We start from the raw sequence: 25,962 nt of genomic DNA, 5'->3' as shown, positions 1-25,962 counted from the left end.
TGTTTTCGTGTTTGAAATCGTCAGGGGAGGCGCCTTGTGAGCTCTGCCCCTGTTTTATAGTTGAACAGTATAAGCGTTGAACTTATGGGCTACTGCCAAGAGGGCGTGTCTAATTGATCAAGGACAATCTTGATTCTATTGAGGTTTTCACGCCGGAGCCGCAAGTGTAGTCGGTGATGCGGGTATTCACCTACTATTTGCAAGGGATTTTTTCAATTTAGCGGGCTTGTTTGAAGAATTCGATCTGAAAGCTGCCGGGCAGTTCGAACTCCACGTGATGCAGAACTTGGGGCTCAATCGCCACACATTGTCCGGCTGTCAGCACCACTTCAGTAAAAGGCTCCTGATCCAGAGCAAAGCGCAGCACGCCGGTTTGAACACGCAGCAGGCCCCAGGTGCCAACTTTGGTGTTGTGGGCACGGCGCAAGGCCTCGGGCAAATTGTCCGGCGTGAAAACCGGGGATTGGCTGTAGCGCTCCAGCCCTTCAGGCAGGGTGTCAGGCAGGCGCGTTTGATTGCTTTGCGCCTGATAGGTCTGCCAAAGTTTGGCGGCAATGCGGTCTGCCATAGCGTCTGCCTTTTGTTGCAGGGTGGGTTTGCCCAGCGTGGCCGTGGTTTGGTGGAAAATTTCCAGCCAACGCTCAAACAAGGGCCAGGATAACTCGGGCAGGGCGGCATGGCGTGCAATCGGGGCCCCTTTGAAGCGGCGTGTGCCCAGCAAAATGGCCGACCAGAAATCGCACAGCATATCCAGATGCTCGTCCCAGTCCTGCACATTGTGTTCAAAAATCGGGCCTAGCTGCGCATCTTGCCGAACCTGGGCGTAGAACTGGGTCACCAATTGGCGAATGTCGGCTTCGGTGTAAGCGGCCTGCGGCGGCAAGTGTGTCATGAGTATCAAGCAGAGAAGCTAAAAGTCGGCATTCTCGGTCTGCTTGAAAAGTACTCAAATGACAAAAGTCATGAGTGCGTCGATCGCTTAAAAAGAGCGTTGGGCTGGACTGGCCAAGCGGCGCAGGTGGGCCTGGTCATGTACCTGCCAATCGCTGCGCTTGCCACTGACGTAACCACGCGCCTGCCAGTCGGTGAACAATCGGCTCAAGGTCTCTGCCCGTATACCCAGATGGGCGGCCAGTTGCCGTTGGTTCAAGGGTAACTGGATTTTTTCCCCTTGGCGGGCTTGCAGATTGAGCAAGTAGTTCGCCAAACGCTCGGCGGCCGAGCTGGCTGAAATCCAGTCCACTTTATTGACTTGTGCATACAAGGCGCTGCTCAGGCCCGCCATCATGTTCATGGCCAGTTCGGGCCAGCGGCGGCAGGCTTCTTGCAGGCTGCTGCGCGAGAGTTTGTAGACGCGCACGGTTCCCTTGGCGCGAGCGCACATGGGGTAGCGTCCATGCGGCATGAACATGGCGGCTTCCGCCACCAATTGGCCGGGCTCGAAAACATTGAAAACACGTTCGTCGCCATTTTGGCTGTAGCGCAGGATTTCTACCTGACCAGTGTCTACCAGCAAGCAATAGCGGGCCTCGTCGCCTTCATTGAACAGAATTTGTCCGGCGCTGGCGTTTTGAGCCAAAGCGTCACGGCACAAATGCTGGATGACCTCGATGGGCAAACCTTGCAGGAGACGGTGGCGAGCCAGCAATTCAAACAAAGCTGGACACGAGCCGGGCATGTTGACTTTTGTCATTGGGGGGCTGGGATGAAGATGGGAGAATTCCCATTTGATAATAGTTCTCATTATACAAATCTTCATGCCATATATCTATCAAGGGTTCTGCCGCTGGGCTGCATCTCAGGGAAAAAGTGTCCGTTCAGACAGAGGGCAGCAGGCTATAGCCAGCCATGCGCGTGGACTTCCCTTAAATCAGGCTACCCCCAAGGCAATTGATGCTGGCTTATCAGGTAAGCGTGCTGCCATGCCCCGTCTGGATGAGCTTGATCTAAAAAACGGGGCACAGGTTCACGTTTTTGGTGGGGTTAAGGAGCGGGTTCGTGCTCGGTTTGCCTCTACGACGCTGGGTAACTCCAAAAGAGATGGCCGTGGGATGTTCGTTCGCAAGGTCTTGAGCCGTGTTTTGCCTGGCTTGCTCCTGGCCTCGCTGGTAGCAGGTGCCCAGGCCGCTCCCCGTTACGAGTCTCTGACTCTGGCCGGCCCAGGCGCGGTGGTGTCCTATCCCTTGATGCATATGGCGCAGACCCAGGCCTTGAGCCAATACACGGACAAGCTGGAGTTTCGTCTGTGGCAGAACCCGGATCAGTTGCGTGTTCTGCTGGCTAAAAAGGAAGTGGATTACAGCGCTGCACCCAGCAATTTGTCTGCCTTGATGTTCAACAAGGGGCAGGCCGTCAAACAGCTGAATATTTCGGTCTGGGGCATTTTGTGGCTGGTCAGCCGTGATCCCGCCGTCAAGAGCTTTAGCGATCTGGCCGGTAAGGAACTGCTGGTGCCATTTCAGCGCGATCTGCCTGCTGTCTTGCTGGATACCTTGCTGGTCAAGCAAGCCCAAGGGGGTAAGGAAACTGTACGCTTGCGTCGTACGCGCGATGCTCAGGACGCCATTGCCTTGATGCTGACCGGCCAGGGCGATCAAGCCTTGCTAGTTGAACCCACTGCTTCCTTGCTCTTGTGGCAGGCGGAGCAGAAGAAGGTGGAGCTGCATCGCGGTCAAAGTCTGGAGCAAGCCTGGGCGCAGGCTTTTCCTTTGCAACAGGCGCTGCCTCAAGCCGGCGTCATGGCTAACGTCACTGTGGCCCACGATACCGAGCTGAATCAGGCCGTGGAACGGGCTTATGCCGAGTCGGCCCGCTGGTGCAGCCAGCAGCCGCAAGAGTGCGCCCAAATGGTTCATGGCTATTTGCCTCAGTTCCCGGTTCCGGCAATTCAAACCGCGATTGAAAAGACTCGTCTGGATAGTCGTCCAGCCAATGAAATCCGCCCTCAACTGGAGGCGCTGTACCAATTGCTGGCGGATCAGCATCCCCAAGCCTTGGGTGGTGGCCTGCCTGCTGCCGGGTTTTATGGACCATGAAAAGCAAGTCGAATTTATCGGCACGTAGCTCTCGTGCATGGGGCGTAGCGGGTGTGCTGCTGATTCTGCTGTGCTGGCAGATCAGCGCCATGTTTCTGGGGCCCTTGTTGATGGCTTCGCCCATGGAAACTGCCCGCGCGATTCCGCGTTTGATGATGTCCGGGCACTTTCTGAATGACGCCGGAGCCAGTCTGCTGCGCGTGGCCATTGGCGTCAGCGTGGGGTGTTCCATTGGTTTCACGCTAGGCATTTTGGCGGCACACAGCCCGCGGCTGCGTGGCTTGCTGGAACCTTTACGTTGGTTGTTGATGGCGATTCCGCCTGTGGTGGTCGTTGTGCTGGCCATGCTCTGGTTTGGCCTGGGTTCGGGCATGGTGATTTTCATGACGGTGCTGATGATGGTGCCGGGCATGTACGTGAACACCGTCAAAGGAATGTTGCAGGTGGACCGCGATCTGATCGAGATGAGCCACGTGTATCGCTTTGGCTGGTGGCGTCGTCTGCGTCACCTGTATCTGCCTTCTCTGACGGCTCCTTTGACTGCCGCTTTGCTGATTGCTTGCTGCGGTGGGGTTCGTCTGGTGGTGATGGCCGAAGTGCTGGGTGCAGAAAGTGGCGCAGGCTATGCCTTGGCCAACGCACGTAGCACCTTTGACAGCGCCGAGCTGTACGCCTGGGTTGTGCTGATTCTGGGCTTGGTCGCCGCGATTGAATTTGTTCTGCTGCAACCCTTGCAGCGTCGTCTGGGACAGTGGCGGGAGGATAGCCATGCTTGAGCTAAGCCATGTCCAGGTCCTGTTCGGGCAAAAGCCGGTTTTGCAGGATTTAAGTTTCACCTTGCAGGCCGGGCAGCGCCTGGGTGTTCTGGGGCCTAGTGGCGAAGGGAAAAGTACCTTGCTGCGTTTGGTTGCAGGCCTGATCAAGCCTGATTCCGGTCAGGTCTGGAACGAGTTTCGTCACCCCGTGTTGGTGTTTCAGCAGCCCCGTTTGCTGCCTTGGCGCAGCGTGCTGGACAACGTGCAGATTCCGCTGCGTGCGCAAGGTTTGTCCGCTACGCAAGCTAAAGAACGTGCCATGTACTGGCTGGGACAGGTGGAGCTGGCCGATATTGCCCAGTCCTGGCCCGGTGAACTATCCGGTGGCATGGCACAGCGGGTGGCACTGGCCCGCGCCTTTGCCTTGCAACCGGACCTTTTGCTGCTGGATGAACCCTTCAGTGCTCTGGACCCGGCGCTGCGCCATAGCCTGGCTCAAGTCTGCCTGCGCTGCCTGGAAGAAACCGGAGCAGCGCTGCTGTACGTCAGTCATCAACCCCGTGAATTGATGCGGGTCGCTGATTCCTGCCTGCTGCTGAAAAAGGGGCAAGGCCAGTTGTTTGAACCGGTGGCCCTGGCGGATACCGCTGCCCGCGAGCGTCTGGCCGATTCCTTGTATGCCCAACTTTTGTCTCAGGAGGTTTTGACGCCATGACTGCCTATCCTGTGATCCTGCTGTTCCATCTGTTTGCCGCTCTGTTTTTCATCGGCACGGTGTTCTTTGAAGTCCTGATGCTGGAAGGCATACGCAAGCACGTTCCGCGAGAGGCCATGCGCACCTTGGAGATTGCCATTGGTGACCGCGCACGCCGCATCATGCCCTGGGTTCTGCTGGTTCTTTACAGCGCCGGGATAGGTTTGGCCTGGCATCACCGCGCTGCGCTTGCCCATCCTTTCGATAACACTTTGGGCCTGTTTTTGACCATCAAGATTCTGTTGGCGCTTAGCGTTTTTGGTCATTTTCTGACGGCCATGACTTTGCGGCGCACCGGGCGCATGAAGTCCATCCATTTCAAGCGCATTCATCTAAGCGTGTTCTGTCACATGGTCGGGATCGTGATCCTGGCCAAGACCATGTTTTATCTGCACTGGTAATTTCACTTTCTATCGAGAATACGATGTCACACGTTCCTGTATTGCGTCGGCTGACAGTCAGCCTGGCGCTGGGAGGGCTGTGGTCGGGCGCCGCCTGGGCCGACCCGTCTACCTCCACCTTGTCTCCCATTGTCGTCAAGGCGCCTGTCGGGCAAAGCGTGCTGCAGGCCGACCTGCGACAAGAAAAGGCCCGTCTGGATGCCGTGCCCGGCGGTACCAATTTGATTCAGCCGCAGGAAGAGCTGCGTCTGGTGACTTTGCGCGATGCCCTGGACTATCAGCCCGGTTTGGTAGTGCAGGATTTCTTTGGCGGGATTGATCAGCCTCGGCTCAATATTCGCGGTTCGGGGATTCAAAGTAATCCGGTTAATCGAGGTGTCTTGCTGTTGCAAGATGGTCTGCCTTTGAACGAGGCGGACGGCTCGTTTGTGATTGGCTTTCTGGAACCGCGCAACAGCTCCTTGATCAGCGTGCGGCGTGGTGCGAATGCCTTGTCGGCCAGTGCGACCACTTTAGGTGGAGAATTGGATTTTCGCTCCATGAACGGTACGCAGGGTGACGCCATCAGCGTGGAGGGCGGCAGTTTCGGGCGTCTGGGTTTGTATGCCGCCAAGGGTTTTCAGACGAACGAGTTTGATGGGCGCTTGGCAGTCAGCCATGACAAGGCTGATGGCTACCGTCATCACTCGGATTCCGAGCGCACGAATGTGCAGGGCAATATCGGTTTCAAGCGCGGGCAGTTCGAGAATCGCACCTACCTGTCCTATGTGGATTTGAAGTTTGATATTCCCAATGTGGTCCCACGCGAACGTCTCTACAGCGATCCGCGCAGTGTGATGGGGGACTATGGCACGCCGCAGGATATGGCAGCTAACGTCTATAAACGTGACCCGAATCGCAAGGCTACTCAATTCCGTCTGGCTAACCGTAGCTACTGGGGCACTGAAGATTTCAATCAGACCGTGGGGCTGTATTGGCAGACGGTGGACGATACCTTTACGAATCCGCAGGTGTCTTCGCCCACCAAGGGCCACACCTATGGGGCGCAGTGGCAAATTGCTGGCCGCGAAGGTGCGTTGGATTACCGTGTGGCTTTGGATTGGGCGCGCAGTGATATGGATCGCGAGCTGTATGCGGTGAACCCGGCCAATGGCAGCCGTGCCTTGTTCTTTGGGGACTATCGCCTGCGTGCTGAAAACCGCAATGCACTTCTGGGCTTGAGCTGGAATGTTGCACCCCAGTGGACCGTGGTGGGGGATGTGAAGTACAGCCAGGCGATTCGTGATGCGCGCAATCGTTTGGGGGGCGATACCCTGAACCAGAAATGGTCCTACGCCAGCCCGAAACTGGGCGTGGTGTGGCAGCCGTCCGAGGATTTGCGGGTGTTTGCCAATGTCAGCCGCAGTCATGAGGCGCCTACGTATTGGGAGATCATCAGTGCGGAAGTACCGCAGCCCATGAATGTGCGCTCGGCAGTGACAGGGCTGACGGAATTGAATGTGCAAAAGGCGACGACTTTTGAGTTGGGTGGTGCCGGGCGTTGGGGCAGTGGCGAGTCGGCGGTGGACTGGTCCCTGGCTGTGTATCGCAGCAATGTGAAAGATGAGCTGATGGCTGTCAGTGATGCAACCGGGGCTTCATCGGTGACATTTAACTATGCTGATCGGACGCGGCACCAGGGCGTGGAGGCTGGTTTGAGCGGTTCCTTGCCTGCTCCGGCTGCAGGGCGCTGGGACTATCGTCTGTCCTATACCTACAGTGATTTCCGCTTCCGAGGGGGCGAGTATGAAGGCAATCGTATTGCCGGGGTGCCCAAGCATTTGCTGGGTGCAGAACTGATGTATCGACGTGGTGGCTGGCGGTTTGGGCCGAACGTGCGCTGGCTGGCTTCGGATACGCCGACCAACCATCAGAATGTGGAAGGCACGCATCAAAATGCTTATGCCATTTGGGGTTTCAAGGTCGCTTATCAGCATGACAAGCATTGGAGTGCTTATCTGATGGCAGATAACATTTTTGACAAGACGTATGCCAGCAGTTATGTGATTCGACGTTCGGCTTCGGAGGCGATGCCTACTTATCTGGCGGGCAATGGCAGGAGTTTCTTTGGTGGGGTGAAATATAACTTCTGATTGTTTTTGATGCCTCGGTTTTTGGCTTGATGATTAGTTAACGATTAGGCAGGAGTTGTCTCAGTGGAGACGCCCCTCTGGCCTGCGCCGGGGCCTTGGGGCTTGAGCACTTGCCGGTGCTGCGCACCGGTCCCCTTGTCAAGAGATCAGGCAGGGCGCACCCAGAACTCACCCGGTACTTGGTCCCCCGGACCAAGTACAAGCGTCGGGTTCAAACAGCTGGGTGCTTGAACCCCCGCCTGATCTCTCGCCTGCGGCAAGCACTCTGAATCGCCCCAAGGCCCCGGCGCAGGCCAGAGGGGCTCACAGGGAATTCTTGCCTTAAGGCTTTCCGACTACAGGGGCGTGACTTGGGCTTTCATTGCACGGTCCCTTGAATCGGCCACGGGTTTATGACGCTGCGTCTGGGTGGATTAAGGCCCGCTTGTATCTGAATTGTTGTTGTTGTTGTTGTTGTTGTTGTTGTTGTTGTTGTTGTTGTTGTTGTTGTTGTTGTTGTTGTTGTTGTTGTTGTTGTTGTTGTTGTTGTTGTGTAGTGCTGTGGGAGAGTGCCTCTGACGTGTTCAGGGGCTTTTTTTTGGTCTGTTTGGATGTGTGTCTTGATCAGGATCAGCCGATAGGGCGGTCAGGGTGCACTTTCAGAATTATCTGACAGACCGGGGTGGAATGGGTCGGTAAGTTCAGGGTTCACCGTTCTCTTACATCCTTAGGTTTGTCAGCCATGATGAATACATACTTGTTGACCACTGAAGATATTGATCCTCGCACTTTGCCCGAGCAGGCCGTGCTGTATGCCCATCTGTTGACACGAGATGCCATGAATGATGAGTGCGTGCGCAAGTTGATGGCCGCACCGCGTTTCGTGCGTTCGGACAAGGGTATCCCGTATGTGGTGCTCAAGGATATGCGAACGCATCGCTGGACCCTGATTCGTGCCTGGCGCGAGTATCTGGAGATCAAGCGCGAGCGTTTGGCCAGTCGTTTGGGAATCAGTGTGGCGGAATACAACGTGATTGAGAAAGGTCTTGTTCCATTGAGCCTGACGATGTTGGCTCTGTTGGCGCAGGGAATGGGCCTGGACGAGACGCAGTTGCAGATGTCTCCGTATCAGCCCGTGCTGGAACCTTTGGCTTTGAGCTAGTGCCAAGGGATTAAAAAGAAAGCTACGACAGGAAAGGGCAGGTGCAGGCAGCAGCTTGTGCCAGGCTCAAAAGCAGTTCCGGCCCCATCACGTTTATCGCGCGATGGGGCCGGTTTTTTGGTGCAGGATTTGGCTGGTTTTACTCGGCCGAGTCTTCGGTTTGCAGTTTCACTACCTGCTTGGCTCGGGTGTCTACATGCAGGGAGAAGATGTCGGGGCGCGAGTAGTGGCCGTAGACGTCAAAGTCCAGATTGGCCTGTTTGAGCAGGTCCATATCCAGTTCAGCGTACAGCTCGGTTTCTTCGTCAAACACTGGGCCGGCCAGCACTTCGCCGGTGGGGCTGACGATCATGCTGCCGCCGTGCATCACGTAGCTGTCCGGAGCAAATTCGCCGGGCAGGGCAAATTCTTTCTGGAAGGACTCGGGGTAATTGTTCAGGCGGATGGCCTGGCAGGCGGACAGCACAAATACACGGCCTTCAACGGCGATGTGAATCATGGACGAGGCCCAGGTGGGGCGGTCGTCTGCCGTGGGGGCGCAGTACAGTTCGGTGCCTTGGGCATACATGGTCTGACGCAGGGTGGGCATGTAGTTCTCCCAGCAGATCACGTTGCCGATACGACCCATGGGAGTATCGACAGTGCCCATGGTGGAGCCATCGCCAAAGCCCCAGACCAGACGTTCCTGACCGGTAGGCATCAGCTTGCGGTGGATGCCCACCACGCCTTTGCCCGGAGCCAGTGTCAGAGCGGTGCAGTACAGGGTGCGGCCCATTCTTTCGATTACGCCCATCACGGTGTAGACACCGGTTTGGGTAACGGCATCGGCCAGTGCTTCCAGTTCAGGGCCCCCCAGGGTGACAGCGCCTTCCACATACATCTGGTACAGGGCACGGCCTTCAGGACGGCGGTTGCCGATGACGCTGCCAAAGCTGATGCCTTTGGGATACCCGCCCAGAAAGGCTTCGGGAAAGACAGCCAGGGTGGCGCCATTGGCAGCCACACGCTGCAAGATGGCGGCGGCTTTTTCTACACTGCTGGCAGAGTCAAACGGAATGGATGCCGCTTGTATAACAGCAACTTTGCTCATAACTAGGTCTCCTTTGAAGGTCAGCCTGCGGACAAGTCCACGTTTTTGGTTTCAGGCAGGCGGGTATACAGGATCAGGAAGCACACCAGGGATACGGCAGCCAGGTACCAGGCCGGTACGTTGGGGTTACCTGTGTACTGGATCAGGGCGGCAGCAATGAAGGGGCCAGGGCCAGCCAGCAGTGCCGACGAGACGTTGTGGCCCAGTGCGGCGCCGGTCGAGCGAATCGAGGCGGGGAACACTTCCACCAGCAGCACCACGTTCATGACGGCAGAGATGGCCACCAGGAAAGCCATGATGATCAGGCCCAGCAGAATCAGCGCGGGTTTGCCGGAGTTCATCATGATGAAAATCGGGTAGGCCATGATGGTCAGACCCGCAGCGGCAAACAAGGCCAGTTTGCGGCGACCGTAGTGGTCCGAGAAACGGCCAACCAGTGGGTGCAAGATGCAATACACCACCAGCGAGGCACTGCACAGCCACAGGGCCGAGGTCTTGCTCATGCCCAGGATGGAAACCAGGTGGTTATTGGCGTAGGTGATGAAGTAGTACAGCGACACCAGGAACAGGGCGGAGAACGCAAAGGACAGAACAAAGGCGTTGAACTTGTCCTTGGACGAGACGCGCTCCAGCGTGTTGTTGGCTTTCTTCTCCTGCAGCTCGTGGTAGACGGGGGTGTCGTTCAGTTTGCGACGGATAAAGACCGCAATGAAAGTCATCACAATCGACAGCACGAAGGGCACACGCCAGCCCCAGCTGTAGACCTGGGCTTCGGTCAGCGTGGCGTTGATGGCGGCAGCGGTGGCGGTACCCAACAGGAAGGCGATGCCGGCGGTGAAGGTCACCACGCTGGCGGCGGTGGCACGACGGTTGGAGGGGGCGCTTTCCACCAGGAAAATACCGGCAGCGGACCACTCGCCACCCACCATCATGCCTTGCAGGAAGCGCAGCACAACCAGCAAGATAGGAGCCGTAATGCCGATGGTGTCATAGCCAGGCAGCAGGCCAATCAGAGTGGTGAACACGCCCATGCCAAAGACGGTAATCATCAGCACGGTCTTGCGGCCAAAGCGGTCGCCAATCGGGCCCAGAATCAGGGCGCCAAAGGGGCGCGAAACAAAGCCCACGGCAAACACGGCCAGGGACGACAACAGGGAAACGCCAGCGGCGTCGGATGGAAAGTAGATGCTGCCGATAATGGCTGCAAAGTAGCCATAAATCGCGAAGTCAAACCATTCCATAAAGTTGCCAATACCAACGGCAACAACTTGTTTTTTACTTAAGCCCGGCTGGCCTGGGGGGGCCGATTTGGCATGTGCAGGGGCGACGGTAGCAGTGCCCATAAAGATCTCCTCGAGCAGGGCAGGTGAATACCCGACCCTTATTGTGGTTGTGGCTGATTTTTAGTCTAATCAAGCCAAATAATTATTCAAACTAATTAGAAAAATGGCTTCCATTAATATCGCTAATATCAGGCGGATGGATCTGAACCTGCTGCTGGTGTTCCAGTGCTTGATGAACGAGCGCAGCGTGACCAAGGCCGCCAATGCCCTATTTCTGACCCAGGGCGCGGTCAGCGCGTCCTTGCGCAAGTTGCGGGTGGTATTCAATGACGAGCTGTTTACCCGTGGTTCGCACGGAATGACGCCTACGCATCGGGCCTTGGAGATTGCCCCGCAGATATCCGAGGCCCTGAAAAGCATCTCGGCGCTGGTTACATCCGAGCAGGAGTTCGACCCAGCTCGCTCCAGCCGGGTTTTTCGCATCGCTTTGTCCGACGATCTGGAAAATATGCTGGCCAAACGCATGATTCGCATGGCTGACGAGCAGGGCTGGACGATCAGTTTTTCCTTCTACCAAACCAATAGCTATTTGTGGCCGCAAAGCATGGTGGAGCATGGGGCGGATCTGGCGATTTGCTCCAGCCCCAAATTTCTGAGCACCATGCACAAGTCGCAAGTGCTGTTTTCCGCTTCCTATATCTGCATTTACGATAAGCAGTCCATTGCGTTTTCAACCCCCATCAGCAAGCAGGAGTATCTGCATGCTCATCATGGGCGGGTGTCCTTTGACGGCTTGCGCGGCTTTGTTGATGAACTCTTTGATGCCGAGCGACTGCAGCGCAAGGTCAAGGCCTCGTTCACGCATTTTTCCGGGGCAATCAACGCCATTATTGGCAGCCCTTTGGTGCTGACCATGCCCGATTACGCCGCCCGCTCCTTTGTGGAATGCAATAGTCGATTAGCCGTCTCGCCGGTGCCGTTGCGAGTGCCATCTTTTGTGGTGTCCATGATTTGGGACATCAACAAGGAACATGATGAAGAAAGCCGCTGGTTGCGGCGTTTTGTGCTGGAGCTGACCGAGTCTGTCAGCCAGTGATGTGCTGCTGATACGATCCGGCGGCGTACTATTGCCCCTGTTCTGTTTTCTTTTCTACTATCCGCCATGCGAATTTTATTGATTGAAGACGAGCCTGATTTGGCCCTGTGGCTGACACGCAGCATGCAAAAGAAAGGGTTTGCAGTCGAGTGGTCCAACGACGGGATGGTGGCCTACCATCGTTTGCAGATCGAGGAATTTGATGCGCTCGTCCTGGACCTGGGCTTGCCGGGCATGGACGGACGTGCCTTGCTGGCACGTCTGCGTTCGGAGGATAACCGGACTCCCGTGTTGATTTTGACGGCTCGCGACTCCTTGCAGGAGCGAGTGGAAGCCCTGGAGTGTGGGGCGGATGATTTTTTGCCCAAACCTTTTCGTATTGAAGAGCTGGTGGCGCGCGTCAATGCCCTGATTCGTCGTAGCCGGGGCAAGGACAAACCGCGTATGGCGTGTGGCAGCCTGGTCTATGACTTGTCCACACAGCGCTTTACGCTGGATTCGGCGCTTCTGTCCGTGTCACCGCGTGAGGCCGAGGTACTGCGTATTCTGGTGCAGCGTAGCGGAGAACCTGTGAACAAGCAGTTCATCCTGGATCGGCTCAATGACAAGGATGAAGATGAAATCAATATCGAAGCTATCGAGGTATTGGTGCATCGCTTGCGCAAGAAACTGCAGTCCTCGGATGTCCATATCGTCACTTTGCGCGGCGTAGGTTATTGCCTGGAGCCTGTGGGCGATGATGAGCCTTAGCGTGTTGCCTTATTGGGGGCAAATATGGCCTTAAGCAGTCTGCGTCGTACTTTGTTGTTCATGCTGATTCCTGCGGCCTTGCTGACCTCGGGCGTGTCCCTGTTTGTTTCCAGCATGACTCTGAAGGATCAGGTCAACGCCGCGTTTGACCGGGCTTTGGCCGGTGCCTTGAAGTCCATGTCGTCCAATGTCTTGACCATTAGTGGCGGGCTGGCGATGGAGCAGTCTTACTACATGATGGAGTTCATGGAGTACACCATCAGCAGTCAGGTGTATTTCAGGGTGGCTACTGAAGATGGTTTATCGGAAATTGGCTTTACCGGTATGCCGCTGCCAGTGCGGCGTCTGCTCAGTAATCAGCCCGTTTTCTATGACGCTGAATATCTGGGAGAGCCCTTGCGCATCGCGGCGGTGGCGCTGGAGTCGGATGGACGCTTGCAGACTTATCAAGACAGCCGAATCCTGATTCAGGCAGGTGAAAACCTGAGCGAGCGCCATGCTTTCATACGCAAAGTCATTATCCAGAATCTGATTCAGGACGTGGCGGTGCTCAGCCTTTTCATTATTCTGATTCTGGTTGGCACCTTGCTGGCGCTACGCCCTTTGCGCAAGTTGAGCGCCGAGGTACGGCATCGTTCCCCCGATAATCTGGAACCGATCAGCGAGGCCAGCCTGCCGCGAGAGGTCCGGCCTTTGGTACAGACCATCAATTTGCATATGGATCGTTATGCACGCAAATCACGCGAGCAACAGCAGTTTCTGGACGATGCCTCGCACCAGTTGAAAACCCCCTTGGCTGTTTTGCTGACCCAGGTGGATTTTGCCCTGTCTCTGGCCAAGACCGATGAAATGAAGGAGGTGCTGGAGGCAATTCAATTACGCTTGAACAACACGGCTCAGATGACGCATCAAATGGTGGCCTTGTCCAGGGTTCGCGATGCTGCTGACCAGCTACGCACCCGCGCGGCCTTGGGCACAGTCGACTTGTGCCAGCAAGCCGGGCTGGTGGTGGATGAGCTCTGGAGCCTGGCGAGGTCCAAGCGTCAGGACCTGGGCCTGGACGCGCCCTCCACCCCTGTTCGGGTAGCCGGGGAGGCTTGGCTCTTGCAACAGGCTTTAAGCAATATGGTCAGCAATGCCATCAAGTACTGCCCACGTGCTGCATGCATTACGGTAACGGTGCGCAAGGAAGGGCCGGTGTGCAGCATTCAGGTTGAAGACGATGGTCCGGGTATGAGTGCTGATGATATGGCCAAGGCGGGCCATCGTTTCAGGCGTGGCGAGGCGGGGAAGGCCTTGCAGGGCTCCGGTTTGGGGCTGGCGATCGTACAGGCTATTGCACAGATTCATGGCGCCCGCATGAGCTTGCGGACAGGCCCGCAGCAGCGTGGTTTGATCGTGCGTTTGGAGTTTGATTCGCTTGAACACTGATTGGATTGTTCAGGGTATACCCTTGAAAATCGTGTTTTTTGGCGAAATTGAAAGGTAGGCGAAAGCTTCGCTCCGGTAAGGTCGCACCCATTACAACGACTAAGATCCTCCTGGAGGCGAATCAATGACTATCCACATGAAACTACGGGTGCTACTGGCCAGCAGTATTCTGGGCTTGAGCAGCCTGAGTGGCGTACAGGCCCAGCAACCCTCCAAGCCTGAGTGTATTGCTCCAGCACAGCCAGGCGGCGGGTTTGACCTGACCTGTCGTGTAGCCGTGAACGGTTTTCTGGAAACCAAGCTGCTGGAAAATCCCATGCGCACCGTCTATATGCCCGGCGGTGTAGGGGCGGTGGCCTATAACCATATCGTGGCGCAGCGTCCGGGCGACGGCAATGCGATTGCTGCTTTCTCGGGTGGCTCCCTGCTGAATCTGGCACAGGGCAAGTTTGGCAAATACTCGGTAGAGGACGTGCGCTGGCTGGCGTCGATTGGCAGTGATTATGGCGTGGCCATTGTGCGTGCGGACTCGCCTTATCAGGACCTGAAATCCCTGATGGAGGCCTTCAAGGCCGACCCGACCAAGATTGTTTTGGGAGCGGGTGGTTCCGTGGGTGGGCAGGACTGGATGAAGGCTGCGTTGACGGCCCGTGCCGCAGATGTGGATTTCCGCAAAATGCGCTTTGTTGCCTTTGAGGGCGGTGGCGAGGCGATGACGGCCCTGCGCGGTGGTCATATTCAGGCCTATATGGGTGATGCAGCCGAAGCTCACACCATGCTGGAGGGTGGAGCGCCTATTCGTGTTCTGGCTGTCTTTAACGACAAGCGACTGGACGGTGCGCTGGCCGAGATTCCCACGGCCAAAGAGCAGGGCTTTGATATTGAGTGGCCTATTATTCGCGGCTTTTATGTGGGCCCCAAAGTCTCTGACGAGCAATATCAGTGGTGGGTTCAGGCGTTCGAGCAGCTGATGAAAACGCCCGAGTTTGCTCGCATGCAAACCCAGCAGGGCCTGTTCCCCTTCAATATGAGCGGCCAGGAACTGGATGCTTACGTAAAACAACAAGTACTTCAGTATCGAGAATTGGCTGACTCGTTTGGCCTGATCAAGAAGTAAGTTTTTACGGTACTCCCGGCCGGTTTGCGCCGGGAGTGCCGCCTGTCTGCCCCGTCGTCCATGGCGGGTGAATCCGGAGATTCCAATCATGACGCTGAATGATCGCGTACTAGGCGTGGGCGCGCTGGTGCTCGCTGCCTTGATCACCGCTTTTGGCTACGACCTAGAGCCGCCTTTTTCCTATGAGCCTGTTGGCCCCAAGGCCTTCCCTTTATTGCTGGCCTTGATCATTGCTTTATGCGGGCTGCGCCTGATTATCAAAGGTGGTGGGACTGTGCCTGCCAACCCCAGTGGAGCCAATGGCCGCATCTTGATGATGGTGGCCTACCTGGCGGCTTATGCCTGGCTGTTTCAGTGGCTGGGTTTCATCATTGCCACCACGCTGATGGCTACCTTGGTAGGCCGTCTGTTTGGCGGTAGCTGGAAGCAGGCCCTGATTGGCGGGCTGGCGATGGGAGTGGGGCTGTTTCTGCTATTTGATTTGGGCCTGGATGTGGTTCTGCCCTACGGCATCCTGGGAGAGTGGTTATGAGCTCGATTCTTGATTATTTGAGCGTAGGCTTTGGCGTTGCTTTTTCTGCCCAGAATCTGCTGGTCGCCGCGATTGGCGCTTTTATCGGCACCATTGTGGGCGTGTTGCCTGGGCTGGGGCCGATTAATGGTGTAGCCATGCTGGTGCCGATTGCCTTTGCCATGAAGCTGCCCCCGGAGTCTGCTCTGATCCTGCTGGCCGCTGTGTATGTGGGTGCGGAGTATGGTGGTCGTATTACCTCCATTCTGATCAATGTGCCCGGTGAAGCGGCAGCGGTTATGACGACGCTGGACGGTTATCCGCTGGCGCGCAAAGGTTTGGCCAGTGTGGCCTTGTCCTTGTCGGCTTTTTCCTCGTTCATCGGGTCCACCATTGCCATCTGCGGTATTGTGCTGCTGGCTCCCATGCTGGCGGGCTGGGCGGTTGCCTTTGGCCCGGCCGAGTATTTTGTGCTGATGGTGTTTGCCTTTTGTGCGCTGACCAGTTTGTTGGGGGATGAGCCAGTCAAAGGTATCCTGGCCGCTATGCTGGGCCTGTTCATTTCTACGGTGGGAGTGGACGCCAACTCGGGGGTATATCGGTACAGCTTTGATATTCCGAACCTGGCAGACGGCATTGATTTTGTTGTTGTCGTGATTGGTTTGTTTGCTGTGGCAGAGATGTTGCAGATGCTGGAAAACCTGTTGGGTGGCGTGTCGATCGAAGTACCTAAAAGCAAGCGCAAGCTCTTTAACCTGAAAGAGCTGGGCATGACCTGGTGGAGCACCGTGCGAGGTGGTGTGATGGGTTTTTTCATCGGTATCCTGCCCGGTGCCGGGGCCAGTGTGGCCTCTGCGGTGGCCTACGCCAATGAGAAAAAATATATCGAAGGCAAAGATCCCAATGCCATGTTTGGCCAGGGCGATATGCGTGGCCTGGCTGCGCCAGAGGCGGCCAATAACAGTGCTGCAACCGGCTCCTTTATTCCCATGCTGACACTGGGCGTGCCAGGCTCTGGAACAACGGCGGTCATGATGGGTGCCCTGACGCTGTACAACATCACGCCGGGGCCGGTGCTGTTTGAGTCTCAGCCACAGATTGTGTGGGGCTTGATCGCCTCCTTGATGGTCGCCAACGTCATGCTGTTCTTGATGAACGTGCCCATGGTGCGGGTCTTTGCCTCCATGCTGGCTATTCCTCCGCGCCTGTTGGTGCCTGGTATTTTGGCGATCAGCTATATCGGGGTCTATGCCATCAATGGCACGAGCTTTGATCTGCTGCTGGTCGTTGGTATCGGCGTTCTGGGCTACTTCCTGCGCAAGATGAACGTGCCCATGGCACCGATGGTGCTGGGAGTGGTTCTGGGCAATATGATGGAGCAGAATCTGCGTCGCGCGCTGTCCATCACGAACGGTGAAATCGGTATTCTGTTCGAGAGCAAAGTTTCAATTGCCTTGTGGATCGCGGCCGTTTTGGTTAGTGTAGGTCCGATCGTGCTGCGTCGTATTGCAGGGCGCAAGCAACTGCACGACGAGACATAAATAGGGGGACCCCACCGCTTCGGTGGGGCTTTTATCGGGAGAAAGTGCCAGGCTGCGGCCTGGCCTTGTTGTTTTTGTTATGGCTATCTGGTTTCGAATTGCCCTGGGTTTTGGGGTGGCCCTGCTTGGTGCCCTGGTGGCCAGTTGGCTAAGTATGCCTTTGCCCTGGATGTTGGGTGCCCTGATCTTGACGGCAGCTACCAAAATGGCGGGCAGTCCGGGGGCCTGCATGCCGCTGGCGCGCAACGCAGGTCAATGGGTTATTGGGACATCCCTGGGGCTGTATTTCACTCCGGCCATGGTGCATCTGATTGGCAGTAATGCTCTGTTTATCGTGATGGGCATGGTGTTTGCGCTGGTCTTGTGCTGCATAGGCACATTCATGCTGACCCGTTATGCCGGTACGGATCTGCGTACTGCCTGGTTTGCCAGTGCAGTAGGGGGAGCCAGCGAGATGACGGGGCTGGCGGAGCGTTATGGCGCACGTCCGGATCTGGTCGCCTCTGCACATGGTTTGCGGGTGCTGATGGTCGTAGTGATTATTCCCTTCGCGTTCGAGGCTTTGGGCTTTTCAGGGGAGCAGGCGGGAGCTGTTGTACGGCCTGATTTTTTGAGCCTTCCTGGCCTGGCTCTGCTGGTGCTGTTAAGCAGTGTGGCCGGCTTCCTCTTTCAAATCCTGCGTTTGCCCAACCCTTGGGTGCTAGGCCCTTTGTTGGTGGTGGCCATTCTTACGTATAACGACATTATTTTGTCGGGCCTGCCGATACAAATTTCCAACTTGGGGCAGCTGTGCATTGGCTGGGCTCTGGGCGACAAGTTCGGGCCGGACTTTTTCCGTCGTGCTCCCAGGTATCTGGGGGTCGCTGCCATCAGTAACCTGATCAATCTGTGCTTGGCGTTTGCCTTTGCCTATGGCTTGTATAAGCTGTCCGATATTGCCTATCCCACATTGGTGCTTGGCGTCAGCCCAGGCGGCATTGCAGAGATGGCGATTACCGCCAAAGTGCTGCAATTAGGAGCGCCGATGGTGACCTCCTTTCAGGTGGCGCGCATGGTTTGCGTGTTGGTGTTGACCGGACCTTTATATACCCGTCTTGCCCGCTACTTAAAACTGAGTTGAGGGCTGTTCGTATCAGCCTGATGAAAAAAGCCCGGTGTCTGACCGGGCTTTTTTTTACATCAAGAAAGGGTGGCTTGCGACAGAGGGTTAGCGGCCAGGCGTGACTTTGCCATGCTCGCCGATCTCGGTCAGGCGCTCGCCCATCAGGGTGGCTTTCAGCATTTTTCCGGCTTGTGCCAGCTTGCCTTCGCGCACGCTCCAGTACTCCGCACTATCAATATGCACGCACACTAGCGCCAGATCGGGGTCGGTAATACCCTCGGCAAACCAGGCTTCAGTCATGGTGTTCCAGAAGCGTTCTTTCTGGTTCATGGAGTCGACCACGCGGGCCATACCGGACACCGACACATAGGTGTCGCTTTTAGGGTCGGCATAGCTGACGTTCACATGCGGATTGGCGCTCAGATTACTGACCGGGTCACTGCTGCGCGACATGAAGAACCATAGCTTGTCATGCTCATAGTCCTCTTGGGTCGACCCCATTTTTGCCTTCTGGGTTGTCATGGGCCAGGCATGGAGTTCGCCATTGGCCGCATGGGTGACGAACATCGCAAAGCGGATGTCCTTGATAATCTCTTGCAGATGTTCAAAGGAAGATTCAATTGTTTCGTTCATGGCATCTCCTTGAGAAGGTTGAAGAGTTAACACTGCTTACTTAATCACCCCGCAAGCAAAGCGTCCGCCACCGCCGCCCAGGGGCGCGGGGTGGTCGGAGTGGTTGTCACCGCCTTCGTGAATCATCAGGGAGCGGCCCTTGATCTGATCCAAGGACTTCAGGCGTGGGGCCAGAACGGGTGTGCTGGCGGTACCGTCAGCCTGTACATACAGGGCGGGCAGGTCGCCCAAGTGGCCGTTGCCCCATGGGAAGCCGTGCTTGCCGGTTTTTGCAGGATCCAGGTGGCCGCCCGCTGCTCCGGCAGGCGTTACCTTGCCGTCTTTTTCGCTGGGGGCGCAGCTGGCATTCTCATGCACATGGAAGCCATGTACACCGGGTTTCAGGTTTTTCAGGTCTGGCGTGAAAACCAAACCATGCTCTGTCTGACGGACGCTAACCTGGCCGATCTGTTCGCCAGCACCGCTTTCGGTAGCCATATTCATGGGGATGATGACGTCGGCCAGCGAGGGGGCGGATAAAGCAAGGGTGGCGCCTGCGGTGGCCAAGACCATTGCGCATCGCGCTTTGAAGGAAGAAAAACGCATAAGGCTGATTCCTTTGCTGAAATAAAACAGAAGGTTAGATCAGCCTAGCATTGCAGCCGCGCCATGCAGTTAAGAGACGTTTCTCTTTGTCAGTAAAGTCGGCCTGAAAAAGTGCCTGAAAGCGGTGGACCAAGAAAGGTTTAGTCGGTCCGACAAGGGTAGTCCCGGCCTATCGTCTTTTCCAGAAAACGAGTTACTGCCTTGATGCGGGGCAAGTATTGCAAGTCCCGATGCACTGTCATCCAGATGGTGCGACGTACGGTAACTTGTTCATCCAGCAGCTTGATCATGCCCAGTCTTTCCGGTTTGGCAAAAGAGGGCAGCATGACGATACCTGCACCGGCTGCGGCGGCAAACATCTGGGCAATCATGCTGGAGGACTGAAAAGCCAGCTTGGGCCGGGAGATGATTTCATTAAGCCAGCGCACGGTATCCAGCTGGATCAGGTCGTCCACATAAGAGGCAAAGTGGTGATCCAGCAGGTCGTCCAGATCACAGGGATGACCGTGACGGGTCAGGTACTCGGGAGACGCGTACAGATGTAGCGGAAAGGAGCCCAGGGGCACCACATCAATGGACTTGCCTGCCATGGGAAAAAAGCTCAGGAATACATCCGCTTCGCGCCGGTTGACGTGCATTTGCTGGGTCGTCGTGACTAGCTCAATGGCGATTTTGGGGTGTAGCGATGAAAAGCCCTGAAACTCTGCCGCCAGATATAAGGAGGCAATGCCTTCCATGGAGCCGACCCGCACTGTGCCGGAGGGCTCTTTAGGGCGATCCCCCAATTGTTCTGCCAGAGCCACGGCACTGGCTTCCATGGACTCCACATACTCCAGCAAGCCTTGCCCGCCTGCGGTCAGATGCAGACCCTGGTTACTGCGCTCGAAGATGGGCGCGTTAATCGTTTCTTCCAATCGGCTGATATGGCGGCTCAGGGTGGACGGGTCTACCTTCAAACGTCTGGCGGCCGCGCCCAGGGTGCCGCAGCGCGCCACTTCCAGGAAAATTTTCAGATCATGCCAATTGGGATCAATAGGAGACATGGCTACAACCCTGGACAAGAATATTTGCAAGGCGGGTATCAAATAATGGACGAAACCCGTGCGTATTTTAAAGTCTACTGCGAGCTATCACGGTATAGATCAAGCTTTCAGGGAGTTGCAAATTTGCAATGTACCTTGTGTTGCGGACGGCCTTGTTTGGAAAGAGAAATAGAGGCTGCCATGTACCCCCGAGGCAACGGAAGTACATGGCAGGTACTGCTAGCAGGGTGGGTCAGACGATGGCCTTATTCCTCCATCGTTTCCGAACTGGCTACCTGACCGTCCTGCACGGGCTCACTGCTACGTGATTGTTTACCGCTTGCGCTGTTTGGTCCTCGGAAAGTAGCGGGCGTGATGCGTCGACGATCAATGGACAGATCAAACACATCGAAGCGGTTGTAGTAGCCCACAATGTCGTGGAACTGCTTGGGTTCCACGCAGGCGTTCAAATCGAAAGTGGCATAGGCAATCCCTTCTTCATTTTGCAGAAAGTCGCCTACGGATGCGCCGGTGGGGTCCAGGAACTGGGTTGCCGCGCGCGGGGTGTTTTCCAGCACTTCGCGCGCCTGGGCATCCCCGCCTTCGGTCAGGGCATCAAGCATGGCCTGGTCCATGAAACCGGCATTCAGAATGCCGAAGACTTTGGACTCAAAAGAGTGGCCGCCTGCTCGTATTTTGTTGGCTGCCACATTGTCAAAGTTCTGGCCTGATTTGGGCATGCGAGTCGGCCAGATAGCCGGCCAGGCGGAGATGTGAATCTGCTCGCCCTGGGCCGCCAGTGAGTAGCGGGCCAGCGGGTTGGTGTTCTCCCCGCAGATCAGGGCACCGATGCGGCCAATGCGGGTTTGGCACACGCGCAGACCATGGCCATCGCCCGGAGCCCAGACCATTTTTTCGTAGAAGGTGGGCACCAGTTTACGGTGGTGATTCAGGATGGAACCATCATCGCCAATGATCACATTGGAATTCCAGATGCAGCCTACGCTGGCCTCGGTGCTTTCGCTAAAACCCAGGGATACAAAGATGCCATTGCGCTTGGCAGCGGCACGAATCTGGGCGATTTCCGGGCCATCAATATGGATGCTGTTGGCTGCCATTTTCTTGAACCAGTCGTGGTTGTAAATGGGCGCCCACAGCGCGGCCCAGACTGGAAAACCGGGGATGAAGGCTTCGGGAAAGGTGATCAGCTCGGCACCGTGGCGGGCGGCCTCGTCAATAATGGCTATGGCCTTGCGTACCGAGGCGGCCGCGTCCATGTAAACAGAGGCAATATGTGCCGCGGCAACTTGAGTGATTGGAAGTGACATGGTGTGTTTCTCTCTACGTTTAGTGAACCGTGGCCTTGGCCACACCTAATCCGGTTTCCCGGCGAACCGACATCTCTACCCACCTGGATTCCGACAGGGCGCTGCGGGTGAACAGCGAGAACAGAATCACCAGTAAAAAGCCCAGAGGGATGGAGATAATTCCGGGATTGCGCAGGCTGATCAGGGGCTTGGACAGGCCCACCACGCTGCTTGCATCGGCAGGAATGGCATCTGCCGTGGCCTGGGCTGCGTTGCGTTCAGTGACCAGCTTGTCGCGCAGGGCAGGGTCGCTTGCCGTGTTCAGCTTTTGATTGACGGTGGTGACAGTGGCCAGTGCCGCTTCTTTTTGCAGCAGCGGGTAGCTCATGTTGGGCGATACCAGCACCAGCCCGATGGACAGGATCGTTCCGCCTACTACACCCGCCACCACACCGGCGGTATTGCAGCGTTTCCAGTACAAGGTGCAGACCAGCGCTGGCAGGTTGGCCGATGCGGCAACGGCATAGCCCAGGCCCACCAGATGCGCCACGTTCTGTCCCTTGGCCGCAATACCGGCAGCGATGGAAATCACCGCCATCAGCAAGGTGGCGATACGCGCTGCAATGACCTGTTCGCGCTCGGTGCCTGCACCGTTGCGAATTGCGCCGATATACACGTCATGGGCCAGCGAGGAAGCCGCGGCCAGTGTCAGGCCGGCCACCACCGCCACAATCGTGGCAAAGGACACGGCAGCCACCACGGCCAGCATGAAGTTGCCCATCATGCTCTCCGGCCCCCCACCCAACAGTTGCGCCAGCATGGGCGCGGCCAGATTGCCGCCCTTGTCCAGGCCCAGAATCGCGCTGGGGCTGACATTCAGTGCGGCAGAAAAGCCGATCACCACAATGAACAGATGGCACAGGCCGATGGCAAACATGGCGTACAGTGCCGATTTGCGGGCGGCTTGCGCATGTGGCACGGTGAAAAAGCGCATCAGGATATGTGGCATTGCGGCGGTTCCCAGCACCAGTGCCATACCCAGCGAAATCTGTTCGACCGGGTTTTTCAGATACAGGCCCGGTTCCAGAAAGCGCTGTCCGGCTTCGGCCACACCCAGCGAAGATTGCCCCAGGAAATTGATCACATGATTCTGGATGGCGGGGCTGGAAATGACCGAGCCAAAAAACGCTTTCACGTTAAAGCCGTAGGGCGCCCAGGACAGAATCACCAGCACGAAGCAGAAACTGATCAGCAGACCAGCCTTGAGCACTTGCACTGAAGTAGTGGCACGCATGCCACCAAATAACACGTAAATCAGCATCATCAGGCCGACGATGCCAACAGAAACCTCATAGGGAATCCCGATCAGCGCCCGGATAATCACGGCACCGCCCACAATCTGCGGGACCATGTAAAACAGCGCGACCAGAATGCTGGACCCGGCCACAACCAGCTTGGTGGCACGGAAGTTGTTTCGATAGGACAGCACATCGCCCAGCGTGTAGCGACCCAGATTCCGGCAAGGTTCGGCCACCAGAATCAGCACTGGAATGAAGGATACGAAAAAGCCCACCAGATAGCTGATACCGTCCAGACCATATATCGCGATCAGCCCGGAAACGCCCAAAAACGCGGCGGCTGAGAGGTAATCCCCGGCAATGGCCAGTCCATTGAAACGGGCGCTGATACCGCCGCCCGCCGTGTAGAAGTCGCTGGCAGTGGCGTTGCGGCGTGCCGCCAGAAACGTGATGCCCAGCGTGAACAAGAACAAGAAGGCGAATACTGAAAACGTCAGCACCCTGTTGCCTTCATTAACCAAGGTGCTTTCCTGTGCGAGCGCAGCTTCGCTGACAGCCATCAAGGCTGTCGCAAATACTATTTTTTTCATGATGAGCCCCTTAAACGGTCGCGGAGCGCATTGAGAACTGCTGGGCTTCTTCTTGTGTTAACTGCTGCACCATCTTGTCCAGGTGACGCAGTTGAACGGCATAGCGCCACGCTACAGCACCGCCCACCAGATACTGGGCGATCAGATACCAGAGCCCGAAATTGGTGGAGTTGCTCAGTTTCAGACGAAAAAGCTCGGGGCTAAGACTGGAAAGAATGGGAACCAGAAAAAAGAAGGCCATGCTGACAAACAACAACCGCAGCACCACGCCTCTTCGCTTGCGTACCAGATCCTGGAATTGAGGCTTTGCGTACAGCGCCTCATAAACCTGGGCAGAGATATCCGCCATGTTTGTCTCCTTTTTTTGATTGGATTTGTATTTGCCATTCTTAAGAAGGAGGGCGCGATAGGAAAGCGCCAATGTTGCAAACCCTCTTGCAAATTTGCAGGATGAGGTGGGATGCCACACCGCAGGGACTTTTCTATATCTAAATGAGAATTATTTTTAATATGCTCGCTTCATTCGACATCCGTCTCTTGTATTTGCCATGTCCCGCCGCCCCACGTCCAAGAAAGGCTGGCTCGCTCATTACAGCGGGCTGATCGGCTCGTGGGCCAAGCGCAGCTCTTTGCCGCAGGACGCGGAAGATGCCGCGCAGGACTCCATTGAAGGCTTGCTGCGCGGCGAACATGCTGCGGCACTGAATCAAAAAGCCTATATGTATCGCAGTGCGCAAAACCAGCTGATCAGTGAGATCCGCCGTCAGTCGCGCCACGACGTGGTGCCTCTACACGATTTGCGAGAGGAGGAGCACCCGGTAGGTCTTGGCCCGGAAAGTGATCTGCGCATGGAGCAGCTTAGCCAGGCGTTGCGAGATGCCTTGCAGGAGCTGCCCTTGAAGTGCCAGCAAGTGTTTTTGTGGAACAAAATAGAGGGCTATACGCAAAAGGAAATTGCAGAGAAGCTGGATCTGACACCCAGCTCGGTGGAAAAATACATGAAGCGGGCATTGCGGCATCTTCAGAAAAAGTTACAAAGCTATGCCCCTCATTGATTCCGGATTTCCTTATGCATAAACGTCTTATCAGTGAAGGGCACGGTTTTGTGCCCTGTGTCCCTGGCGACGCGAGCCATGCCTAAAAACGACAAGCATCCCCCCTCTTATCTGCCCCAAGAGCAAGCGCTGGACTGGTTTTCCAGAGAGCAGCTCGGTGAGCTGACGCCGCAGGAGCAGCGTGAGCGGGATGCGTGGTTGGCGCAGGATCCGGCCAATGAGCGGGAGTACCGTTCCTTGCAGCAGGTCTGGCAGGTGGCGGACCATCTGCCCATGGACGAGATGCGGGAGATCATGAATCGTCCGGCGCAAGAGGTGCCTGACTTCGCGCGTCGACGCTGGGTGATGGGTACAGGGGTGACGCTTGCAACGGTGGCCGCCGGGGCCTGGTTCAGTCGTTCGATGTGGGCCGAAACGCCTGTGTTTACCCAGCGCCTGTTGACCGCACGCGGCGAGCGCAAGCAGCTTGAATTGCCGGATGGTTCGCGTCTGGATTTGAATACGGACACGGAGGTGAACATCGCGTTTTACGCGTCGCGCCGAAACGTGGAGTTGCTGCGGGGCGAGGCCCTGTTTGCGGTGCAGTCCGACAAGAATCGCCCCTTTTCCGTAGACGCGGGTCAGGCGCAGGTGCTGGTTACCGGGACGCAGTTCAATGTGCGTCGAGAGGCGGAGAGTGTCGCCGTGGCTGTGCGCGAGGGCTCGGTGCAGCTTTCCACAGGCCCGTGGTGGCGCCGGGACCGGGCGATGTTATCGGCTGGGCAGGTATCCAGCGCGGTAAACAACAAGGTGATGCCTTTAGCTCAGGAGCGTGTGGAAGCGATTATGGCCTGGCAAGAGGGGCGCATCGTGTTCCGTGATGTGCCTTTGACGACGGTGGCACAGGAGCTGAGCCGCTATCTGGAACACCCCTTGCGGGTGACAGACTCACAGATCACCAAGTTGCGCATTTCGGGCACATTGAGTATTGAGGAACCATCAGCGGCGCTGGATATCCTGCCGGATATCGCGCCAGTACGGGTGGTGCGACAAGCGGATGGCAGCGCTTTGTTGATGGCGCGTTAAGGTTACGGCTCGTTTTACGTTTGGCAGCAAGCAACAAGCAACAAGCCACGAACCGTGAAGTGCGAATGGTGAACAGCGATTCGAAGACGAACGATGCTGTGCTGTTGAGTTCCGTTGCCAAGCAAGTCGTGCACCACTATCGATACATCTTGTATCAAAAAGAGCAGTGAGAATCATTCCGGAAAATTTTTCGCTACGGCGTCTTACTTATGGGGGCCTGCTTTCCAGATCGGAAACAGGCTAACCCATAGCCTTGGCCAAGGGCGTC

The 25,962-nt window shown here is 56.5% G+C and carries 25 protein-coding genes; 15 read left to right on the top strand and 10 right to left on the bottom strand.

Annotated elements, in window-relative coordinates:
* Positions 1–217 precede the first annotated feature (217 nt).
* Both OSH04_RS09865 and OSH04_RS09860 read right to left on the bottom strand, forming a co-directional pair.
* Complete coding sequence (locus tag OSH04_RS09865; RefSeq protein ID WP_137430586.1) at positions 218–892, bottom strand: DUF1971 domain-containing protein; 675 nt, start codon at positions 890–892, stop codon at positions 218–220.
* Positions 893–979: 87 nt separating this feature from the next.
* Entirely contained in the window at positions 980–1,693 is a 714-nt protein-coding gene (locus OSH04_RS09860) for a Crp/Fnr family transcriptional regulator (RefSeq protein WP_266108367.1), read from the bottom strand.
* 229 nt (positions 1,694–1,922) lie between these two features.
* Between OSH04_RS09860 and OSH04_RS09855 the strand changes: the two genes are divergently transcribed.
* From OSH04_RS09855 to OSH04_RS09830, 6 genes are all read left to right on the top strand, one after another.
* Entirely contained in the window at positions 1,923–3,035 is a 1,113-nt protein-coding gene (locus tag OSH04_RS09855; protein WP_266108366.1) for an ABC transporter substrate-binding protein, read from the top strand.
* On the top strand, positions 3,032–3,811 hold the full coding sequence (locus OSH04_RS09850; RefSeq protein ID WP_266108365.1) for an ABC transporter permease: 780 nt from the start codon (positions 3,032–3,034) through the stop codon (positions 3,809–3,811). Before OSH04_RS09855 ends, OSH04_RS09850 begins: the two co-directional genes overlap by 4 nt.
* Positions 3,804–4,505, top strand: a complete 702-nt coding sequence (locus OSH04_RS09845; protein ID WP_266108364.1) for an ABC transporter ATP-binding protein — start codon at positions 3,804–3,806, stop codon at positions 4,503–4,505. Before OSH04_RS09850 ends, OSH04_RS09845 begins: the two co-directional genes overlap by 8 nt.
* Positions 4,502–4,945 (top strand): CopD family copper resistance protein, encoded by a 444-nt coding sequence (locus OSH04_RS09840; protein WP_035270184.1) that lies wholly within the window; start codon positions 4,502–4,504, stop codon positions 4,943–4,945. The genes OSH04_RS09845 and OSH04_RS09840 overlap by 4 nt, the downstream gene beginning before the upstream one ends.
* 23 nt (positions 4,946–4,968) lie before the next feature.
* Positions 4,969–7,077: a TonB-dependent receptor family protein gene (locus tag OSH04_RS09835; RefSeq protein ID WP_266108363.1), complete on the top strand. Its 2,109-nt coding sequence runs from the start codon at positions 4,969–4,971 to the stop codon at positions 7,075–7,077.
* 721 nt (positions 7,078–7,798) lie between these two features.
* Complete coding sequence (locus OSH04_RS09830; RefSeq protein ID WP_035270189.1) at positions 7,799–8,218, top strand: helix-turn-helix domain-containing protein; 420 nt, start codon at positions 7,799–7,801, stop codon at positions 8,216–8,218.
* A 139-nt stretch (positions 8,219–8,357) separates the two neighbouring features.
* On the opposite strand, the gene OSH04_RS09825 is transcribed toward OSH04_RS09830, so the two are convergent.
* Together OSH04_RS09825 and OSH04_RS09820 are read right to left on the bottom strand one after the other, a co-directional pair.
* The gene (locus OSH04_RS09825; RefSeq protein ID WP_266108362.1) at positions 8,358–9,308 is read right to left on the bottom strand and encodes a carbon-nitrogen hydrolase family protein; all 951 of its coding nucleotides are present in this window, start codon (positions 9,306–9,308) and stop codon (positions 8,358–8,360) included.
* A 20-nt stretch (positions 9,309–9,328) separates the two neighbouring features.
* Entirely contained in the window at positions 9,329–10,651 is a 1,323-nt protein-coding gene (locus OSH04_RS09820) for an MFS transporter (RefSeq protein WP_035270190.1), read from the bottom strand.
* Positions 10,652–10,754: 103 nt separating this feature from the next.
* On the opposite strand from OSH04_RS09820, the gene OSH04_RS09815 reads away from it, so the two are divergent.
* From OSH04_RS09815 to OSH04_RS09785, 7 genes are all read left to right on the top strand, one after another.
* On the top strand, positions 10,755–11,687 hold the full coding sequence (locus OSH04_RS09815; RefSeq protein WP_009463447.1) for a LysR family transcriptional regulator: 933 nt from the start codon (positions 10,755–10,757) through the stop codon (positions 11,685–11,687).
* Positions 11,688–11,753: 66 nt separating this feature from the next.
* Positions 11,754–12,437: a response regulator gene (locus OSH04_RS09810; protein WP_035270192.1), complete on the top strand. Its 684-nt coding sequence runs from the start codon at positions 11,754–11,756 to the stop codon at positions 12,435–12,437.
* 24 nt (positions 12,438–12,461) lie between these two features.
* Positions 12,462–13,868 (top strand): sensor histidine kinase, encoded by a 1,407-nt coding sequence (locus OSH04_RS09805; RefSeq protein ID WP_035270193.1) that lies wholly within the window; start codon positions 12,462–12,464, stop codon positions 13,866–13,868.
* Positions 13,869–13,992: 124 nt separating this feature from the next.
* The gene (locus OSH04_RS09800; RefSeq protein ID WP_035270195.1) at positions 13,993–14,985 is read left to right on the top strand and encodes a Bug family tripartite tricarboxylate transporter substrate binding protein; all 993 of its coding nucleotides are present in this window, start codon (positions 13,993–13,995) and stop codon (positions 14,983–14,985) included.
* A gap of 94 nt (positions 14,986–15,079) precedes the next feature.
* Positions 15,080–15,517: a tripartite tricarboxylate transporter TctB family protein gene (locus OSH04_RS09795; protein WP_035270589.1), complete on the top strand. Its 438-nt coding sequence runs from the start codon at positions 15,080–15,082 to the stop codon at positions 15,515–15,517.
* Positions 15,514–17,037, top strand: coding sequence for a tripartite tricarboxylate transporter permease (locus OSH04_RS09790; RefSeq protein WP_009463441.1), 1,524 nt, complete (start codon positions 15,514–15,516; stop codon positions 17,035–17,037). Before OSH04_RS09795 ends, OSH04_RS09790 begins: the two co-directional genes overlap by 4 nt.
* Before the next feature lie 79 nt (positions 17,038–17,116).
* Positions 17,117–18,157: an AbrB family transcriptional regulator gene (locus tag OSH04_RS09785; RefSeq protein ID WP_266108360.1), complete on the top strand. Its 1,041-nt coding sequence runs from the start codon at positions 17,117–17,119 to the stop codon at positions 18,155–18,157.
* Positions 18,158–18,244: 87 nt separating this feature from the next.
* Here the strand turns inward: OSH04_RS09785 and OSH04_RS09780 are convergent, their stop codons facing one another.
* The 6 genes from OSH04_RS09780 to OSH04_RS09755 all read right to left on the bottom strand — a co-directional run bounded on the left by OSH04_RS09780 (position 18,245) and on the right by OSH04_RS09755 (position 23,923).
* Entirely contained in the window at positions 18,245–18,772 is a 528-nt protein-coding gene (locus OSH04_RS09780; protein ID WP_035270198.1) for a pyridoxamine 5'-phosphate oxidase family protein, read from the bottom strand.
* Positions 18,773–18,808: 36 nt separating this feature from the next.
* Positions 18,809–19,357 (bottom strand): superoxide dismutase family protein, encoded by a 549-nt coding sequence (gene sodC, locus OSH04_RS09775; RefSeq protein WP_009463437.1) that lies wholly within the window; start codon positions 19,355–19,357, stop codon positions 18,809–18,811.
* Positions 19,358–19,497: 140 nt separating this feature from the next.
* Positions 19,498–20,400: a LysR family transcriptional regulator gene (locus tag OSH04_RS09770; protein WP_226348281.1), complete on the bottom strand. Its 903-nt coding sequence runs from the start codon at positions 20,398–20,400 to the stop codon at positions 19,498–19,500.
* 245 nt (positions 20,401–20,645) lie between these two features.
* Entirely contained in the window at positions 20,646–21,707 is a 1,062-nt protein-coding gene (locus tag OSH04_RS09765; RefSeq protein WP_052159294.1) for a carbon-nitrogen hydrolase family protein, read from the bottom strand.
* A 19-nt stretch (positions 21,708–21,726) separates the two neighbouring features.
* Entirely contained in the window at positions 21,727–23,574 is a 1,848-nt protein-coding gene (locus tag OSH04_RS09760) for a solute symporter family protein (RefSeq protein WP_266108359.1), read from the bottom strand.
* A gap of 10 nt (positions 23,575–23,584) precedes the next feature.
* The gene (locus tag OSH04_RS09755; RefSeq protein WP_266108358.1) at positions 23,585–23,923 is read right to left on the bottom strand and encodes a DUF485 domain-containing protein; all 339 of its coding nucleotides are present in this window, start codon (positions 23,921–23,923) and stop codon (positions 23,585–23,587) included.
* A 199-nt stretch (positions 23,924–24,122) separates the two neighbouring features.
* On the opposite strand from OSH04_RS09755, the gene OSH04_RS09750 reads away from it, so the two are divergent.
* Both OSH04_RS09750 and OSH04_RS09745 read left to right on the top strand, forming a co-directional pair.
* Entirely contained in the window at positions 24,123–24,629 is a 507-nt protein-coding gene (locus OSH04_RS09750) for an RNA polymerase sigma factor (protein ID WP_088451931.1), read from the top strand.
* 78 nt (positions 24,630–24,707) lie between these two features.
* Positions 24,708–25,694, top strand: coding sequence for a FecR family protein (locus OSH04_RS09745; RefSeq protein ID WP_266108356.1), 987 nt, complete (start codon positions 24,708–24,710; stop codon positions 25,692–25,694).
* The last annotated feature ends 268 nt before the right edge of the window (positions 25,695–25,962 follow it).

It is taken from the genome of Alcaligenes nematophilus (assembly GCF_026344155.1).
Lineage (GTDB): Bacteria > Pseudomonadota > Gammaproteobacteria > Burkholderiales > Burkholderiaceae_B > Alcaligenes > Alcaligenes phenolicus.
The sequence above is the reverse complement of the archived record's forward strand: the minus strand, read 5'-3'. Positions and strand labels throughout refer to the sequence as shown.

Coding starts and splice junctions, on each gene's coding strand:
- OSH04_RS09805 (WP_035270193.1), top strand. CDS start 12,462: ATGGCCTTAAGCAGTCTGCGTCGTACTTTGTTGTTCATGCTGATTCCT.
- OSH04_RS09865 (WP_137430586.1), bottom strand. CDS start 892: ATGACACACTTGCCGCCGCAGGCCGCTTACACCGAAGCCGACATTCGC.
- OSH04_RS09750 (WP_088451931.1), top strand. CDS start 24,123: ATGTCCCGCCGCCCCACGTCCAAGAAAGGCTGGCTCGCTCATTACAGC.
- OSH04_RS09845 (WP_266108364.1), top strand. CDS start 3,804: ATGCTTGAGCTAAGCCATGTCCAGGTCCTGTTCGGGCAAAAGCCGGTT.
- OSH04_RS09835 (WP_266108363.1), top strand. CDS start 4,969: ATGTCACACGTTCCTGTATTGCGTCGGCTGACAGTCAGCCTGGCGCTG.
- OSH04_RS09820 (WP_035270190.1), bottom strand. CDS start 10,651: ATGGGCACTGCTACCGTCGCCCCTGCACATGCCAAATCGGCCCCCCCA.
- OSH04_RS09825 (WP_266108362.1), bottom strand. CDS start 9,308: ATGAGCAAAGTTGCTGTTATACAAGCGGCATCCATTCCGTTTGACTCT.
- OSH04_RS09840 (WP_035270184.1), top strand. CDS start 4,502: ATGACTGCCTATCCTGTGATCCTGCTGTTCCATCTGTTTGCCGCTCTG.
- OSH04_RS09790 (WP_009463441.1), top strand. CDS start 15,514: ATGAGCTCGATTCTTGATTATTTGAGCGTAGGCTTTGGCGTTGCTTTT.
- OSH04_RS09800 (WP_035270195.1), top strand. CDS start 13,993: ATGACTATCCACATGAAACTACGGGTGCTACTGGCCAGCAGTATTCTG.
- OSH04_RS09855 (WP_266108366.1), top strand. CDS start 1,923: ATGCCCCGTCTGGATGAGCTTGATCTAAAAAACGGGGCACAGGTTCAC.
- OSH04_RS09860 (WP_266108367.1), bottom strand. CDS start 1,693: ATGACAAAAGTCAACATGCCCGGCTCGTGTCCAGCTTTGTTTGAATTG.
- OSH04_RS09765 (WP_052159294.1), bottom strand. CDS start 21,707: ATGTCACTTCCAATCACTCAAGTTGCCGCGGCACATATTGCCTCTGTT.
- OSH04_RS09830 (WP_035270189.1), top strand. CDS start 7,799: ATGATGAATACATACTTGTTGACCACTGAAGATATTGATCCTCGCACT.
- OSH04_RS09780 (WP_035270198.1), bottom strand. CDS start 18,772: ATGAACGAAACAATTGAATCTTCCTTTGAACATCTGCAAGAGATTATC.
- OSH04_RS09770 (WP_226348281.1), bottom strand. CDS start 20,400: ATGTCTCCTATTGATCCCAATTGGCATGATCTGAAAATTTTCCTGGAA.
- OSH04_RS09810 (WP_035270192.1), top strand. CDS start 11,754: ATGCGAATTTTATTGATTGAAGACGAGCCTGATTTGGCCCTGTGGCTG.
- OSH04_RS09815 (WP_009463447.1), top strand. CDS start 10,755: ATGGCTTCCATTAATATCGCTAATATCAGGCGGATGGATCTGAACCTG.
- OSH04_RS09760 (WP_266108359.1), bottom strand. CDS start 23,574: ATGAAAAAAATAGTATTTGCGACAGCCTTGATGGCTGTCAGCGAAGCT.
- sodC (WP_009463437.1), bottom strand. CDS start 19,357: ATGCGTTTTTCTTCCTTCAAAGCGCGATGCGCAATGGTCTTGGCCACC.
- OSH04_RS09745 (WP_266108356.1), top strand. CDS start 24,708: ATGCCTAAAAACGACAAGCATCCCCCCTCTTATCTGCCCCAAGAGCAA.
- OSH04_RS09785 (WP_266108360.1), top strand. CDS start 17,117: ATGGCTATCTGGTTTCGAATTGCCCTGGGTTTTGGGGTGGCCCTGCTT.
- OSH04_RS09755 (WP_266108358.1), bottom strand. CDS start 23,923: ATGGCGGATATCTCTGCCCAGGTTTATGAGGCGCTGTACGCAAAGCCT.
- OSH04_RS09850 (WP_266108365.1), top strand. CDS start 3,032: ATGAAAAGCAAGTCGAATTTATCGGCACGTAGCTCTCGTGCATGGGGC.